The sequence below is a fragment of the Nocardia sp. NPDC046473 genome (genome assembly GCF_040645995.1).
Lineage (GTDB): Bacteria > Actinomycetota > Actinomycetes > Mycobacteriales > Mycobacteriaceae > Nocardia.
The window spans coordinates 247,777-262,185 of sequence record NZ_JBEYZJ010000005.1 but is presented as its reverse complement, the minus strand read 5'-3'; the positions used below and the strand labels follow the sequence as shown (position 1 = coordinate 262,185).

Sequence of the window (14,409 nt, the reverse complement as noted above, 5' to 3'; positions counted from 1 at the left end):
TCCCGGGTCTTCCGAGCCGACTGCGGTCAGCGCGCGTTGGCGGTGCAGACCACCTCGCTGACCTCAGCCCCCGACTTGTCCGCGGAACCGACATTGGCCAGCATCGCCGGCGGATAGACCCGCGCGAGGCTGGTGTAGGCGGCGAACAGCGCGAGCGAGCGGTCGGTGCCCGCGCCGGTGGCGACGGCGTGCTTGGTGTAGACCAGCGCGCCGCAACCGTTCGACCAGTCCACCAACAGGATGCAGTCGGTGCCGCCGCCCAGGCCGCAGTTGGCGAGCGCCTCGTCAACGGCTTCGTCGCGGCTCAGCGCATCGACGCTGGTGCCGTAGCTCCAGTCCGAGGCACTGAACGCGATCGCGCCGTGCAGACTGACCGCATTCGCCGTGCCGGCACCGAACACCGACCCGGCCGCAAGACCCACCGCCGCGATCGCGACGACGGCCTTACCCATGAACTTCATCAAGCACTTTCCTTTGTGAACACGTGTAGCGGACGTTGACCCGACGAATCATGGCGGATCGCTGTCCGATTCGCGCAATTCGTCCCGGCAGGATCACATTCCCGGCCGACGGCTATCACCACGTCGAACCGGAGAAAACGGCGGCGCCTGTTCGGCCACGGTATTCGGGTATGTCGTTTCGGGGCAGTGTGCATAGGATCGCCGACATGGCGACACGGCTTGTGCAAGTCAACATCAAGGCTCGGGACGACTCCGCGCTCGGCCGGTTCTGGGCGGAGGCGTTGGGTTGGGGCGTTTCCAGCGAGGGGCCCGGCGTGACCAATATCGAACCCGTGGGCTTCTCTTGGCCGGACCCCAGCGCGGTCTGCGTCGATGTCGTCACCGTCCCGGACCCCGAAACGGTGAAGTACCGGGTGCACATCGATCTCGCCACCACTTCCCTGGCCCATCAAGCGGAATGGGTTGCGCGCCTGCAGGATCTCGGCGCGACGCCCGCCGACATCGGCCAGGGCGACGTCCCGTGGACGGTGCTGGCCGACCCCGAGGGCAATGTGTTCTGCGTGCTGGAACCTCGGGAGATCTACCGGGACACCGGGCCGATCGCCGCGGTGGTGGTCGACTGCGCGGATCCGCGGGCCATGGCCCGATTCTGGGGCGAGGCGATGGACTGGACCCTGCACGAGGTGACCGATGATCACGCGACGTTTCGTTCATCCAAGGGCGTCGGCCCCTACCTGGAGTTCATCCGCAGGTCCGGTGTGCCGACCGTCTGGAACCGCATCCACCTCGACCTTCTGCCCTATGCCGGTGACGATCAAGCGGCGGAAGTCGCCCGACTGCGCACTCTGGGCGCCATCGACCGAGACCTTGGCCAGGGCGATGTGCCGTGGACGGTCCTGGCCGATCCGGAGGGCAACGATTTCTGCGTTCTCGGCCCGGGACGCTGACCGAGGGCACCGCAGCGCCCGTGCGCGACTCGGGGCGAGAATCTAACAGAATATATTGTGCTGCAATAGTTCTCGGCAGGAAGATCAGCAATCGTACGACTGCGTCAGCGAGAACCGCGGAGCAGCCCGGCATCGTCGAATACGACGCGAACGTCGTGCGCGAAACCAGCGATGTCATCGAGCCCGAAAGCCGTGTGCTGCAAGACGAAACCGTGCAGCAACGCCATTACCACCCGTGCGCCGCGATCGGGATCCAGCTCGGTCGACACAGTGCCCGCCCGCTGACCATTGCGAAGCACGTCCGCGATGCGTCCGCGCACCTGCTCGAAGCCCGCTTCGGCCTGCTGTCGCAGTCCTTCGTGGCGTAGCAGCTCGCCCCACGCCTGGACCGCTACGCGCAGCAACTCGTCGACTGGAATAGCTTGGCCAGTCGCATCGACAGCGACATCACCGCTCACCGGGTCGACTGCCGCTGCGACCAGATCGGCAACCGTCATCTCGCCGTCCCCATCGACGAGACGCTCCACGGGAGCGAACATCACACGGAAGGCATCACCCGCTATCTCGACGATGATCTCTTCCTTGCTGGCGAAGTACCGGTAGGGAGCACCCACCGACACGCCCGCTTCGGCCGCGATATCGGGCATCGAGGTCTGATGGAACCCGTCGCGCGAGAAACAGCGACGAGCCGCCGCCACGATTTGCGACCGATTCGCTGCCCGATGTTCGTCGGTGAGACGCGGCACGGGACCCCTCCTTCATTCCGTGAATGAACGATCATTCGCCTTGACGGTAGCAGCATCTCCCGCAACGATAAAAATGAAAGGTCGTTCACGGAAGCGGCCGGGAGAAGGAGTTCTGTCATGACCGATCTGCAGCTCGAGCTGGGCGTCTACCGGTACGAGCACACCGAGCCGCTGTTCGACGGGCGAGTCACGATCGATGGCGTCGACGCACACCTGAACACCTCGCCGCTGATCTCCGACGTTTTCCAGCGCATGGCCAAGGGCGAACTGGACATCGCCGAGTACGGGCTCACCTACTTCCTGCGCTCGTTCGACCTGGACGATTCACCGTTCCTGGCCCTGCCGATCTTCCCGAACCGCAACTTTCGTCACTCGGCACTGTTCGTGAACGCCGACAGCGGAATTGAGCGGCCAGAGGATCTCGCGGGTAAGACGGTCGGTGAGTTCGCGCTGTACGGCTCCGACCCCGGCGTCTGGGTGAAGGGCATCCTGGCCGACGAATACGGCGTGACGCCGGACCAGATCGACTGGGTGATCGGCGGCACCGACCACCCCATCCCCTCGTTCGACTGGATCCCGCAGCCCGTCCCGGACGGCGTTCGAGTCCGCCACACCGAGGGCGATCAGACCTTGGCCGCCATGCTCGAAGCGGGCGAGATCGACGCCCTGCTGTCGGTCGACGTCCCGCGAAGTCTGCTCGACGGCTCGACGAAGAAGATCCGGCGACTGTTCGTCGATTATGAAGCGGCCGAACGGGATTACTACCGCCGCACCGGCATCTTTCCGATGATGCACGTCGTCGCGATCCGCCGGGAACTGGCCGAGATGCCCGGCCTGGCCGACTCGGTCTGCCAAGCGTTCCGTCAGGCCAAAGACATTGTGCAGGAGCACTATCGGGCCAACGCGGCGAAGCAGCACATGGCCGTGATCACTCCGTGGTTCAGCGAGTTGTTCGCGGAGAACCGTGCACTACTGGGCGAGGACTGGTGGCCCTACGGGCTCGACGCCAACAGCAAGGCCGTCGACACCTTCCTGCGCTACCACCACGAGCAAGGCCTGTCCCAGCGGCTGCTCACTTCCGCAGACATCTTCGTCCCCGGCACCCACTGAACCCCGACCTATTGAACACTGTTCGTCAATGAACAGTGTTCACCCATTGAACAGTGTTCTCCAGCTGTGTTACGGTTGGGTAGTGGCCGAGAAGAGTCCCTCGAGCAGGGCTGTTACGCGTGATCAGTGGGAAGCGCAGATCGCGGCGCTTGATGCGACGAACCCGCCGCGGCGGGTTCGTAAGGAGCCGATCACGGTCGCTGGGATCTTGGCGGCCGCATTCGGGTTGGTCGAGGCCGAGGGGTTCGACGCGTTGACGATGCGGCGTGTTGCCGCGGCGCTCGGGACGAGTCCGGGTGCGCTGTATGCGCATGTGCGGAACAAGGCGGAGCTGGATGATCTGTTGATCGGGCAGCTGTGCCGGAAAGTGTCGATCCCCGAGCCGGATCCGGCGAACTGGCGCGCGCAGATCGTTGACGTGTGCCGGCAGTTGCGTGACCAATACCTGCGCTATCCGGGGATATCCCGGGCGGCACTGTCGGCGGCGCCGAACAGTCTGGACACGTTGCGGATCGGCGAGGGCCTGCTGGCGATCCTGCTGGCCGCCGGGGTGTCGCCGCAGAACGCCGCGTGGGCGGTCGACTCCGCAGTGCTGTACGTCGCCGCGTACAGCTTCGAGGCATCGTTGCGCCGCGATCCGGTCACCGACACCGACGGGCGAGTCTTGGATCAAGCCGAACATATCGCTCGACTGAAGATGTTGCCCCCCACGCACTTTCCGAACATGGTCACCTACGCGCACGAGCTGACCACCGGTGCCGGACACGAACGGTTCGACTTCACCCTCGAACAACTGTTCCGCGGACTGGCCCGCGAGGACTAGGTCGCCACAAACCACGACACTCGACCGGCCCCACACTCGGGCCGAGGACGGACGACAATCATGAAGGCAGCTCGTTTCGACCGATTCGGGGGCCCGGAGGTCCTGGAAATCGTCGATCTACCCGACCCGCACCCGGGCCCCGGCCAGGTCCGGATCGCGGTCGAGGCCGCGGGCGTCAACGCCAGCGACTGGAAGAAACGTCAAGGGCTGATGGATCAGGAACTTCCGCAGACCTTGGGTTACGAGGCGGCGGGCGTGGTCGATGAGCTCGGCGCGGGCGTCACCGACGTCGCGCCCGGCGACCGGGTGTTCGGATTCAGCTCCGAGGGTGCCGCGCAGGCGGAACTGGTGGTGCTGTCCTACTACGCGCCCATTCCGTCGTCGGTCGGTTTCGCCGAGGCCGCCGCACTGCCCGCGGCCATGGAGACGGCCGCGCGTGCACTCGACCAGCTCGGCGTCGAGACCGGGAACATCGTGCTGATCAACGGCGCGTCCGGCACCGTCGGCAGTGCCGCGGTGCAGCTGGCGGTGGCCCGGGGTGCCCGGGTGATCGGCACCGGCAGTCCGGCCTCGCACGACCTGTTGCGTTCACTCGGTGCCGAACCCGTCGCATACGGCGCGGGCATGAGCGAACGGGTCCTCGCGGTCGCGCCCAAGGGTGTCGATCTGGCGCTCGACATCGCGGGCAGCGGTGTGCTGCCCGAGTTGATCGAGCTCGCCGGCGGTCCCGAGCACGTCATCACGCTCGCCGACTTCCCCGGCGCGGAAAAATACGGCGTGCGGTTCTCTCGCGGCGACGCCAGCCGCGCACTCTACGTACTCACCCAGATCGGCCCGCTGGTCGAGTCCGGACAGCTCACCCTTCCTGCCGTCCAGACCTTCCCGCTGGCCGATGTCGCCGAGGCACACCGTGTCGGCGAATCCGGCGCGGTACGCGCGAAGCTCGTGCTACTCCCCCGCTGACATCCCCGCGCGACACCGAATGTGTCGCGCCCACAACATGATTCCCGATGCCGCGGGCCTGCATCGGCGATGACGCCTGCGCACACACCGAGAGGCCACCATGAGTTCCACCATCCCATCGACCGGATCCGACTACCCGACGACCGAAGAGCACCGTGGCCGAAACCGCTGGCTGGCCTTGGTCGTGCTGAGCCTGGCCCAGTTGATGGACATCGTCGACAACACCATCATGAACATCGCCCTCCCCAGCGCCCAGCACGACCTGGGCTTCTCCACCGACGACCGGCAGTGGGTGGTCACCGGTTACGCGCTGGCCTTCGGCAGCCTCCTACTCCTCGGCGGCAGGCTCTCGGATTTCTTCGGACGCAAGCGAATGTTCCTCATCGGCGTCGGCGGATTCGCCGCCGCCTCGGCGCTCGGCGGTGCCGCCGGTGGTCTGGAAATGCTGCTCGTCGCGCGGGTCGCGCAGGGCGTCTTCGGTGCGCTGCTCGCGCCGGCGGCACTGTCGCTGCTCTCAGTCACCTTCGCGGACAACGCAAAAGAACGTGGCCGCGCGTTCGGCATCTTCGGCGCGATCTCCGGCGCGGGCGGCGCATTGGGTCTGCTGCTCGGCGGGATCCTCACCCAGGGACTGTCGTGGCGGTGGTGCCTGTACGTGAACATCGTGATCGCCGCGATCGCGTTCGCCGGTGCGCTGATGTTCCTGTGTGACGGCGACCGCCCCGAGCGAGTCCGGCCCGACATCGCGGGCACAGCCGCCGCGGTCTCAGGCCTGGCCGGTCTCGTCTATGGACTCGGCAACGCCGAATCCCACGGCTGGGACAACCTTGCGACGCTTGCGCCGATCATCGCTGGAATCCTCCTGTTGGCCGCCTTCGTGCTCATCGAACGCCGCACCCCGCATCCCCTGCTGCCCCTGCCCGTGGTGCTGGACCGCGTCCGCGGTTCGGCCTACCTGACCGTCGCGATCACCGGCACCGGCATGTTCGTGGTCTTCCTGTTCCTCACCTACTACCTGCAGAACACGTTGGGGTTCAGTCCGATTCAGTCCGGCGCCGCATTCCTCCCGATGATCGCCATGGTGATGGTGGGTGCGGTGTTCTCCGGGACAGCGCTGCTGCCGCGCACCGGGCCGCGCCCGCTCATCCCCGGCGGCTGCCTGCTCGCGGCCACCGGAATGGCACTGCTCACCGGCATCGGCGCCGACTCCAGTTACGTCAGCGGCGTGCTGCCTGCCCTGCTCGTCATCGGCCTCGGATTCGGCTTCATCTTCGGCCCGATCCAGAACGCGGCGACCAGCGGCGTCCTACCGCACGACGCCGGCGTGGCCTCCGCTACGGTCAACACCGCCCAGCAGATCGGCGGGGCCATCGGGCTGGCCGTGTTCAGTTCACTCACCACGACCGCGATCAACCACTACCTCACCACCCACGCCGCGACCGCGACCCAACCGGCGACCATCGCCCAAGCGACGATCAGCGGCTACCACCTGGTGTTCTGGATTGCCGCAGCAGTGTTCCTCGGTAGTGCCGCGCTGGCCGCGCTTCTCTTCCGCTCGGGCCCGCTACCAGCCAATCCGAACGTCGTGCACTGAAACCGACAGCGTATGTCCGAAACCGGTTCTCCAGCGAAGTCGCCCGTCAGTTTTCAGTAACACTGCAGGTCACAGGGTTTGCAGGGCCGTAGTCAGCCCCCATAGGCTCGGAAGTGAGCAAGGCTTCGCAGATCTCCGGCTCGCAACCGAAGTCTGTCCGTCCAGACGGGACAAACCCGTTGCCGTCAACGCGTGTGAAAGTGCTACTGGGATGTTGGATTACGGCATTGACATGTCCGATGTGCAGCGCGACGTCGCGCTGCCCGACTTGGTCGCCGAAGGATACGAGCTCGACGCCCTGGTATCGGCGCAGGCCGACTGGTCCAAGGACACGCCCGCGGTGGGGTGGACGATCGCCCACCAGATCGCCCATCTCGCTTCCGCTGACGCGAACGTGCTCATCGCCATCCGGACCCCGGAGGCGTTCGACGCCGTGCTGAAGCACGCGGAAAACCTCGGCCCCCGATACCGGGATGTCGATGCCGCCGAGGGTGCGGCCCTGCCGCGAGCGCAACTGCTGGAACAGTGGCGCGCCGGTCGCATCGAGGTTGCCGCGGCGCTCCGTGACATTCCGCTGGACCAGGCGTTTCCGTGGTACGGCGCGGAACTGACCGCCAAGCTCATGGTGCCGCTTCGCCTGATGGAGACGTGGGCGCACGGGCAGGACATTTTCGACACGCTGGGTGTCACCCGTCATGCGACGAGTCGGCTCCGGCCGATAGCTGCGATGGGCGTCGTAGGACGAGAGCTGTCCTTCTACACTGCCGAATTACCAACTCCCGCAGAGCCTTTCCGGGTCGAACTGACCGGACCCGACGGCGAGACCTGGGCATGGGGCCCCGCAGATGCCGAGCAACGGGTGCGGGGCAGCGCCCTCGATTTCTGTCTCCGCGTCACCCGGCGCAGGCCCCTGGCCGAGACCGATCTCACCGCAGTCGGCGCGGACGCCCGGAAGTGGCTGGAGATCGCCCGTATTTTCCTCTGAGACATCCTCAGTTCATCTGCACCGAGCGGATGGAGTTGCCCATGACCATGCGGTCGATCGCGCTGATCGCGCTGCCGGGATCGCTCGCGGCGCCGATCGTAACCAGCAGGGGGACATAGTGATCGGCCGTCGGGTGCGCGACCGCGGCGCCGGGCGCCTTGCGCCGGTAGTCGGTCAGGGCATCGACATCGCCGCGCCCGAGCGCGTCGGCGGCCCACTCATCGAACGCTCTGGTGTGTGCGGCGAGATCCGGGCGGCGGAACACCGCGAAACTGTGGGTCATGAAGCCCGAGCCGATCACCAGCACGCCTTCGCCGCGCAGTGATCGCAGACGAGCGCCGAACTCGACCAACGCCACGGGATCGAGGCTGGGCATCGACAATTGGACGACCGGAACGTCGGCCGCGGGATACATCGCCATGAGCGGGATGAACGCACCGTGGTCGAGACCTCGGTCGGCGCGCTCGTGCACCGTAGTCGCCGGACTGAGGGTGGCTGTGAGCCGACGGGCGAGGTCGGTCGCGTCCGGGGTCGCGTACGGCAGGGTCTTATAGCGGGGATGGAAGCCGCTGAAGTCGTAGTAGAGCGGGGTGCCAGCGGCCGCACCCGAGATCGCGGCCGGTGCGTCCTCCCAGTGCGCTGAGATGATCACGATGGCTTTCGGTTTGGGCATGGACTGCGCCCAGGTGAACAGGTCGTCGAGCCACTGCGGGTCGTCGAGGGTGAACGGCGCTCCATGGCTGATGAACAGGCTCGGCAGCGCTCCATCGGCGGGGACCCAGAGTCGATGCTCGTTTGCCCGAGGGAGGACCCGCGCGAGGTGGTCGTCGTAGGCGGCGGCCGGGAGGTGGGAAGTGGTCATGTCGTTCCTTGTCGGAAGCGGGTGTGACTCCGGGCGGCCCGATCGTCGGGTCGCCCGGAGTCGTTGGGGCTCAACCGAAGATCGGGCTCTCGGTGGTGTAGAGGAAGCGGGTCTTCGAGCGGTCGATGAACTTCTCCTCGTCCGCGGCGATGGTCGTGGTGTAGGTGTCGGAGGTGAACCAGCGGGCGGCGTCGGCGATGTCGTCCACCCACACCTCGGCGACACCGTCGTAGTAGGCGGTGGCGATGCCAGGGATCTCGTCGTCGGTGGGCAGCAGCTGGACGTAGCGCCGAACCGGGACCTCGCCGCCGGGCACGCTCGCGATCAGCGGCGTGTGCTTCTGCGTCCAGTACTCCACGAACTCCTCGTGGGTGAGGTCTGCCCGCCGAGTCAGGAAGACGCTGAGCTTGATCATGGAGAACTCCTCTAGATTGACTTGCCTGGGCAACTCAAACCATAGACCCCTTTCGCTTGCCTAGGCAACCGATATCCCTTGCCCGAGCAAGTAAGGTAGACCGCATGGACGAACCGACGCCCTGGCTCGACGCCGAACAGCAAGCACTCTGGCAGGACCTGCTCACCGTCGTGATCGCACTGCCCACAGCCCTGGATCGGCAGCTGCAACGCGACGCGGGCATCTCGAACTTCGAGTACAGCGTGCTCGCCCGGCTGTCGATGGCGGATCAGGAGACGATGCGACTCAGCGAGCTAGCTCGGGTTTGCAACAGCACGCTGCCCCGGCTATCGAAGCTGATGGACCGCTTCGAGGCTCGAGAGTGGATCGTTCGCCGCATCGACCCGAGCGACGGTCGCTATACCCTGGCGACACTGACCGACAGCGGTCGGCAGAAGGTGGTCGACAGCGCGCCAGGACATGTCGCGCAAGTACGCCGACTCGTGTTCGACCCGCTGACCACCGCGCAACGCCGCCAGCTGAGTACGGCGCTTTCCGGCATTGCCGAGACCGTACGGCGCGAAAGCGGCGGTGGCCCTGCCGAATAGGTACGCACGCCGCGCAGCCTTGGATCAGCGCTGCCGGTTCGGGTGATAGACGCTCAGCCGAACGGCGAGGCAGCTGAGCGCGCCAGGATTGCCGAAGCCGACAGCGCGAGCGGGGACAGACGTAGGCGAGACAGTTCCGCGCCACTCAGATTCGGACGCGAATGCAGCTGTGGGCGAAGGCTATTCCGGTCTCGTCGACAATGAGGCGGAAGCTCCCGACCCGTGATCGCCGTCCACCCGCGCCGGCCGCGCGCAAGGTTGGCCGTTTCGGGGCCTCAGGTGGCCGCCTGCCGCACATCCGCCACATTAGGCTTGCCTTACAACCAAGCTACGTGTGGATGACGCCCGATTCGCATTGGGCCGCAAAGGATTAGGGGACACGATGATCACCGACACGCACCGCCCGCTCCGCGATCCCGCAGTCAACGCCGTCATCGCCAGGCTCGCTGCGGCGCAGCAGTATCGGCCCGATGACCCGCTCGCCGGTCGCGCGCGCGATCCACACGACTACAGCAAGTACGGCTACTCGATCGCCCAGGAGCAGGGCGACCTGATCTACCTGCTATGCCGTGGCATTCGCGCCACCCGGACGGTCGAGTTCGCGACCTCCGTCGGCATGTCGACGCTCTACGCGGCGGCCGCCGTGCGCGACAACGGCGGTGGCACGGTGATCGGCTCGGAGATCGTGCCGACCAAAGTCACCGTGGCCCGGGCCAACCTCGCCGAGGCCGGACTCGCCGACTACGCCGAGATCCGCGAGGGCGACGCGCGCACGACACTGCGCGACCTCGGCGGTCGAGTCGACTTCGCACTGATCGACGGCTGGCTCGGCGCCGAACCGTCGCTGGCCCGCGAGGTCATCGAGATCATCGCCCCGCAACTGCGCATCGGCGCCTATGTCATGAACGACAACGCCGAACCGGATTTCCTCGCGTACGTCCGCGATCCCGCCAACGGCTTCCTGGCGGTGACATTGCCGCTGCACGGCGGCACCGAACTCTGCGTGAAAGTGGCTTAGACATGGGTGATCTCAGCGGAAAAGTCGCACTGGTCACCGGTGGCAGCCGTGGTATCGGGCGCGGCATCGCCGAACGCCTTGCCCGCGACGGCGCATTGGTCGCGATCCACTACGGCAGCAACGAAACGGCGGCCAAGGAGACTGCCGAGGCCATCGTCGAGGCCGGCGGTCAGGCGTTCCTCGTGCCCGCCCAATTGGGCGTCCCCGACGACGTGGACACGCTCATGGCCGGACTCGAAACCGGGCTGCGCGCACACCGGAAATCCGCGATCGACATTCTGGTGCACAATGCGGGCGTCAACATCATGGGTCGCCCGATCGAGCTACTCACTCCTGAGGAGTTCGACCGGCTGATCGCCGTCAACGTCAAGGCGCCGTTCTTTCTCACCCAGCGGCTGCTGCCCCTGCTGAGTGACGGTGGCCGGATCATCAACATCTCGTCGGTCTCCACCCGCATCGCCTCGGCCCACGGCATCGCCTACCCACTCACCAAGGGCGCGCTCGACGTCTTCAGCCACACCCTGGCCAAATACCTTGGCCCGCGCGGCATTACCGTCAATTCCGTCGCGGTCGGCTTTACGCAAACCGACATGACCGCCGCGGTGCTGGCCGATCCGGCGAACGTCGAGCGCAACATCGGCCTGACCGCGCTCGGCCGGATCGGCCAGGTCCCGGATATCGCCGACGCGATCGCCTTCCTGGCCTCGGACGACGCTCGTTGGATCACCGGCACCAAGCTCGACGTCACCGGCGGCGTCGGACTGTAGGAGCACGTTGTCGCCCATGCGCGATCCGATCATCAACGCTGGATGCTTTGGGCCCCAGTGCATCCCGGTCACGCAGTACCCGGTGGCCGTACGGCGACGTCGCTACGTGGAGCGCCCCGGCGCCAAGCCCAGCGCGTTGAGCCACAGATGGGTGAGCGTCACCGCAGTGTCGTCGAGTGAGATGCCGGTCTTCGACGCCTGATAGAACGCGCGCTCGGTCATCCACACGAGTGCGGTCGTCACGGCATGCGCGCCGGTCGGGCCGTCGTCATCGGGCAGACCGGCGCGTTCGGCGATGGCTCGGGTGATGTCGCGAATGGCGGTGACGGCGGAATGCCAGCTCTCGCCGACAGCCGCGACCGTGGGCGTGAGCTCGACGGCGGCGCGCATGACGTTGCCGTGGTCGCGCCACATGTCGCGGGTCTGATCGATGCTGCGGCGCAGGGCATGCGCCGGTTCACCAGAGCCGTCGGCGGCTTCGATTTCCGCGCGCAGCACGGCCACGGTTCGTTCGACCAGGGCGGCCAGCACCGCGTTCTTGGAGGCGAAGTAGAAGTAGAACCCACCACGGGTGATGCCCACCGCCTTGGTGATCGTCTCGATCGTCATCCCGTCGAATCCGATGGTGTCCAGCTGCTTTTCGGCGGCGTCGAGGATGTCTCGCTCGCGCTGGTCCCCCTTGGTGGGCGTGGCGCGGCGACGGCCGCGGGTAGTTCCGGTCTCGGGCACGAGCCTGATTCTACTCCAGGGTGATTATTTTCGACACTATGTCAATTTTACGTGACAGGGTGTAGTTTTTTCGGCATGACTGATCGAACCACCGGCAAGATCTTCCTCATCACCGGCGTGAGCTCCGGCTTCGGACAGGCGATCGCGCGCAAAGCCATCCAGGACGGCCACGTCGTGGTCGGCACGGTCCGGCGCGAGGCCGACGCGGCGCAATTCCGGGCGCTGCATCCCAGCCGCGCCATCGCGCGCCTTCTCGACGTCACCGACGACGAGGCGGTCCTGGACACGGTGCACGACATCGAATCCACGGTCGGCCCGATCGACGTCGTCATCGCCAACGCCGGATACGGCCACGAAGGGGTATTCGAGGAATCGCCGATGGACGAACTGCGAAACCAGTTCGCGGTCAACGTCTTCGGCGCGGTCGCCACCATTCAGGCGGTGTTACCGCACCTGCGGGCCCGGCGCTCGGGCCACATTCTGGGCATCACCTCCATGGGCGGGCTGATGACCGTGCCCGGCCTGGCGTACTACCACGGCAGCAAGTACGCCTTGGAGGGCATCCTCGAGACGCTCGGCAAGGAGGTCGCCGGATTCGGCATCCACGTCACCGCCGTCGCGCCCGGCTCGTTCCGTACCGATTGGGCGGGACGATCGATGGTCCGCACCGAACGCTCGATCCCGGACTACGACGAGTTGATGGATCCGGTGCGCGCACGCCGCCAGGCCGCCGACGGCAATCAGCTCGGCGATCCGGAAAAAGCTGCGGCCGCGATACTTTCGGTGATCGAGGCCGCGGATCCACCGGCGCACCTGGTGCTCGGCTCGGATGCGCTGCGGCTGGTGCAAGCCGGTCGAGCGGCCGTGGATGCCGAGATCGAGAAGTGGGCCGATCTCTCGCGCACCACGGACTTCGCCGACGGGGCGCAACTGCCGGGCTGACCCGGTAGGCGGCCGCAATCCTGACGAAGTTCCGGACGCGTGCACGTCGAAGGTCAGCTCTGGCGGGGATCCAGGGCTGCGTGGGCGGCGGCGCGCGAGCGGTCACGGTGTTCGAGAACCTCTGCGCTATCTACGTATTGGTCGATGGCCCCGATCTGCGCCGTGGCGCGCAGATCGGGGTCGGTGATGCCCTCCCGCAGTGCGACCGCGAAGCGTCCGGCATCCAGCACCCGAAACGGTCGGTCGTAGTACCATCGCGTGCCCGGGTCGAGCGGTTCGGTGAGTCCCAGCTGATTATGCTGGGCCGCAACGGTTTCGTAGGCGCGGGACAGGTGTTCCTCGCGCTCTCGCCAGTCACTTGCCGCGAGCGCCGCGCTCAGTACCGGGTTCAGCGCCGCCGCTGCCGGTAGTTGCGCGAAGGCGCTACCCAGCCATTTGCTGTACGGCGGATAGCGGCGATTCATCAACAGGCACAAGCGAATCAGATCCCGGACCTGGCGGGCCGCGACAATCGCCGAGCCGAGCTCATCGCCCACTTCGCCGCATCGCCCGACGAAGGCTTCCTCCTGACTGATGCGCTCCCACTGACAGGCCAGCACGTAGCGCCACACCTGCGGCGGATACCAAGCCAGGCACGATCGTGCCGGCTCCAGTTCGGCAAGCCCGTCATGGAACACCGCGCCCGCGGTCACCTCCGCCAGGGTCTGGGTAGGAGTGGCGAGCCAGTCGAACGTAGTGACCTGATCGCGCGGATCGAAACCGAGGTGCGTAGCGAACCATGTTCCAAGGGCGGCTATTTCGATCCGATGGAACACCGGCCCGTCGGTGACCTGCATCTGCCGAATCCGTCCCTCGCCCGCGAAGTGGGTCGGGTAACCCAGGAAGGTCTTGGGCAGGCGCTCGGCGAGCATCGCGCTGATGTCCTGCGCCTTCACCTCGATATCCCGCTCCCGCAAGAAGATCTGCAGACGCGGTCCCCACTCGTGATCCATCGAGCGCTCCGTATCGAACCCGAGCACCTCCGACCCCGCCCCGATCCGGGCCGCCGTATGCGGCAACGCACCGAAGTACCGATTGATCAGCGGCGCGACGACTTCCCCGTAGAACCGCCCCGAAAGCTCCACCCCGGGCACAAAGCCGATCTCCATCCGAGCATTATCCGACGAATCGGCTCTGGCCAGGTTGGGGGTTCCGGGTTTCGGTGCGGACGGCCGGAGTCTTGGCCGGCCCGCTACTCTTCTTGCACGCCATGGCAATACGGCCTCGGCGAAATATTGCGGACTTGCCTAGCGGCGGGAATCCGGACGAGCGACATGGGGCCACTCCCGCTGCGGTACCGGCCCACGCGCGTCAGCTCCATTCATGGTGCCCCGCCGCTCTTTCCGGCCGCGCGGATCCATGGCTCGCGCCGCCGCCCCGAGCAACAGCAGCACAACGAGCACAGCGCCTCCGATAGTTGC

Annotated in this window: 16 protein-coding genes; 10 read left to right on the top strand and 6 right to left on the bottom strand. The window is 66.4% G+C overall.

Annotation, left to right across the window (positions count from 1 at the left end; genetic code table 11):
• Positions 1–26: 26 nt before the first annotated feature.
• The gene (locus tag ABZ942_RS19090; protein ID WP_357383664.1) at positions 27–461 is read right to left on the bottom strand and encodes a DUF4189 domain-containing protein; all 435 of its coding nucleotides are present in this window, start codon (positions 459–461) and stop codon (positions 27–29) included.
• A gap of 206 nt (positions 462–667) precedes the next feature.
• Between ABZ942_RS19090 and ABZ942_RS19085 the strand changes: the two genes are divergently transcribed.
• Entirely contained in the window at positions 668–1,408 is a 741-nt protein-coding gene (locus ABZ942_RS19085; protein ID WP_357383662.1) for a VOC family protein, read from the top strand.
• 104 nt (positions 1,409–1,512) lie between these two features.
• Here the strand turns inward: ABZ942_RS19085 and ABZ942_RS19080 are convergent, their stop codons facing one another.
• On the bottom strand, positions 1,513–2,154 hold the full coding sequence (locus tag ABZ942_RS19080) for a TetR/AcrR family transcriptional regulator (RefSeq protein WP_357383660.1): 642 nt from the start codon (positions 2,152–2,154) through the stop codon (positions 1,513–1,515).
• Between the two features lie 117 nt (positions 2,155–2,271).
• Between ABZ942_RS19080 and ABZ942_RS19075 the strand changes: the two genes are divergently transcribed.
• The 5 genes from ABZ942_RS19075 (at position 2,272) to ABZ942_RS19055 (ending at position 7,629) form a co-directional block, all read left to right on the top strand.
• Positions 2,272–3,264: a PhnD/SsuA/transferrin family substrate-binding protein gene (locus ABZ942_RS19075; protein WP_357383658.1), complete on the top strand. Its 993-nt coding sequence runs from the start codon at positions 2,272–2,274 to the stop codon at positions 3,262–3,264.
• An 82-nt stretch (positions 3,265–3,346) separates the two neighbouring features.
• Complete coding sequence (locus ABZ942_RS19070) at positions 3,347–4,087, top strand: TetR/AcrR family transcriptional regulator (protein WP_357383656.1); 741 nt, start codon at positions 3,347–3,349, stop codon at positions 4,085–4,087.
• A gap of 60 nt (positions 4,088–4,147) precedes the next feature.
• Positions 4,148–5,050: an NADP-dependent oxidoreductase gene (locus ABZ942_RS19065; RefSeq protein ID WP_357383654.1), complete on the top strand. Its 903-nt coding sequence runs from the start codon at positions 4,148–4,150 to the stop codon at positions 5,048–5,050.
• Positions 5,051–5,150: 100 nt separating this feature from the next.
• Entirely contained in the window at positions 5,151–6,644 is a 1,494-nt protein-coding gene (locus tag ABZ942_RS19060; RefSeq protein WP_357383652.1) for an MFS transporter, read from the top strand.
• Between the two features lie 232 nt (positions 6,645–6,876).
• Complete coding sequence (locus tag ABZ942_RS19055) at positions 6,877–7,629, top strand: TIGR03084 family metal-binding protein (protein ID WP_357383650.1); 753 nt, start codon at positions 6,877–6,879, stop codon at positions 7,627–7,629.
• A gap of 7 nt (positions 7,630–7,636) precedes the next feature.
• On the opposite strand, the gene ABZ942_RS19050 is transcribed toward ABZ942_RS19055, so the two are convergent.
• Together ABZ942_RS19050 and ABZ942_RS19045 are read right to left on the bottom strand one after the other, a co-directional pair.
• Entirely contained in the window at positions 7,637–8,491 is an 855-nt protein-coding gene (locus ABZ942_RS19050; protein WP_357383648.1) for a class III extradiol ring-cleavage dioxygenase, read from the bottom strand.
• 70 nt (positions 8,492–8,561) lie between these two features.
• Positions 8,562–8,906 carry an EthD domain-containing protein gene (locus tag ABZ942_RS19045; protein WP_357383646.1) on the bottom strand — a complete coding sequence of 115 codons (345 nt, stop codon included), beginning with the start codon at positions 8,904–8,906 and terminating at the stop codon, positions 8,562–8,564.
• Positions 8,907–9,010: 104 nt separating this feature from the next.
• Here ABZ942_RS19045 and ABZ942_RS19040 point away from each other — a divergent pair, with 104 nt between their 5' ends.
• The 3 genes from ABZ942_RS19040 (at position 9,011) to ABZ942_RS19030 (ending at position 11,278) form a co-directional block, all read left to right on the top strand.
• Positions 9,011–9,493: a MarR family transcriptional regulator gene (locus ABZ942_RS19040; RefSeq protein WP_357383644.1), complete on the top strand. Its 483-nt coding sequence runs from the start codon at positions 9,011–9,013 to the stop codon at positions 9,491–9,493.
• A gap of 382 nt (positions 9,494–9,875) precedes the next feature.
• Positions 9,876–10,511: a class I SAM-dependent methyltransferase gene (locus tag ABZ942_RS19035; RefSeq protein ID WP_357383642.1), complete on the top strand. Its 636-nt coding sequence runs from the start codon at positions 9,876–9,878 to the stop codon at positions 10,509–10,511.
• A gap of 2 nt (positions 10,512–10,513) precedes the next feature.
• Positions 10,514–11,278, top strand: coding sequence for an SDR family oxidoreductase (locus ABZ942_RS19030; RefSeq protein ID WP_357383640.1), 765 nt, complete (start codon positions 10,514–10,516; stop codon positions 11,276–11,278).
• 102 nt (positions 11,279–11,380) lie between these two features.
• On the opposite strand, the gene ABZ942_RS19025 is transcribed toward ABZ942_RS19030, so the two are convergent.
• Positions 11,381–12,007, bottom strand: a complete 627-nt coding sequence (locus tag ABZ942_RS19025) for a TetR/AcrR family transcriptional regulator (RefSeq protein WP_357383638.1) — start codon at positions 12,005–12,007, stop codon at positions 11,381–11,383.
• A 75-nt stretch (positions 12,008–12,082) separates the two neighbouring features.
• Between ABZ942_RS19025 and ABZ942_RS19020 the strand changes: the two genes are divergently transcribed.
• Positions 12,083–12,949 carry an oxidoreductase gene (locus tag ABZ942_RS19020; RefSeq protein ID WP_357383636.1) on the top strand — a complete coding sequence of 289 codons (867 nt, stop codon included), beginning with the start codon at positions 12,083–12,085 and terminating at the stop codon, positions 12,947–12,949.
• Between the two features lie 53 nt (positions 12,950–13,002).
• Here ABZ942_RS19020 and ABZ942_RS19015 read toward each other — a convergent pair whose 3' ends face one another.
• A complete protein-coding gene (locus tag ABZ942_RS19015) occupies positions 13,003–14,097 on the bottom strand; it encodes a DUF4037 domain-containing protein (RefSeq protein ID WP_357383634.1) in 1,095 nt (364 codons plus the stop codon).
• Between the last annotated feature and the right edge of the window lie 312 nt (positions 14,098–14,409).

Bases quoted from the DNA above. Each gene is read 5' to 3' on its own strand.
- ABZ942_RS19020 (WP_357383636.1), top strand. From the start codon at position 12,083: ATGACTGATCGAACCACCGGCAAGATCTTCCTCATCACCGGCGTGAGC.
- ABZ942_RS19075 (WP_357383658.1), top strand. From the start codon at position 2,272: ATGACCGATCTGCAGCTCGAGCTGGGCGTCTACCGGTACGAGCACACC.
- ABZ942_RS19045 (WP_357383646.1), bottom strand. From the start codon at position 8,906: ATGATCAAGCTCAGCGTCTTCCTGACTCGGCGGGCAGACCTCACCCAC.
- ABZ942_RS19060 (WP_357383652.1), top strand. From the start codon at position 5,151: ATGAGTTCCACCATCCCATCGACCGGATCCGACTACCCGACGACCGAA.
- ABZ942_RS19015 (WP_357383634.1), bottom strand. From the start codon at position 14,097: ATGGAGATCGGCTTTGTGCCCGGGGTGGAGCTTTCGGGGCGGTTCTAC.
- ABZ942_RS19090 (WP_357383664.1), bottom strand. From the start codon at position 461: ATGAAGTTCATGGGTAAGGCCGTCGTCGCGATCGCGGCGGTGGGTCTT.
- ABZ942_RS19085 (WP_357383662.1), top strand. From the start codon at position 668: ATGGCGACACGGCTTGTGCAAGTCAACATCAAGGCTCGGGACGACTCC.
- ABZ942_RS19065 (WP_357383654.1), top strand. From the start codon at position 4,148: ATGAAGGCAGCTCGTTTCGACCGATTCGGGGGCCCGGAGGTCCTGGAA.
- ABZ942_RS19035 (WP_357383642.1), top strand. From the start codon at position 9,876: ATGATCACCGACACGCACCGCCCGCTCCGCGATCCCGCAGTCAACGCC.
- ABZ942_RS19050 (WP_357383648.1), bottom strand. From the start codon at position 8,491: ATGACCACTTCCCACCTCCCGGCCGCCGCCTACGACGACCACCTCGCG.
- ABZ942_RS19055 (WP_357383650.1), top strand. From the start codon at position 6,877: ATGTCCGATGTGCAGCGCGACGTCGCGCTGCCCGACTTGGTCGCCGAA.
- ABZ942_RS19040 (WP_357383644.1), top strand. From the start codon at position 9,011: ATGGACGAACCGACGCCCTGGCTCGACGCCGAACAGCAAGCACTCTGG.
- ABZ942_RS19030 (WP_357383640.1), top strand. From the start codon at position 10,514: ATGGGTGATCTCAGCGGAAAAGTCGCACTGGTCACCGGTGGCAGCCGT.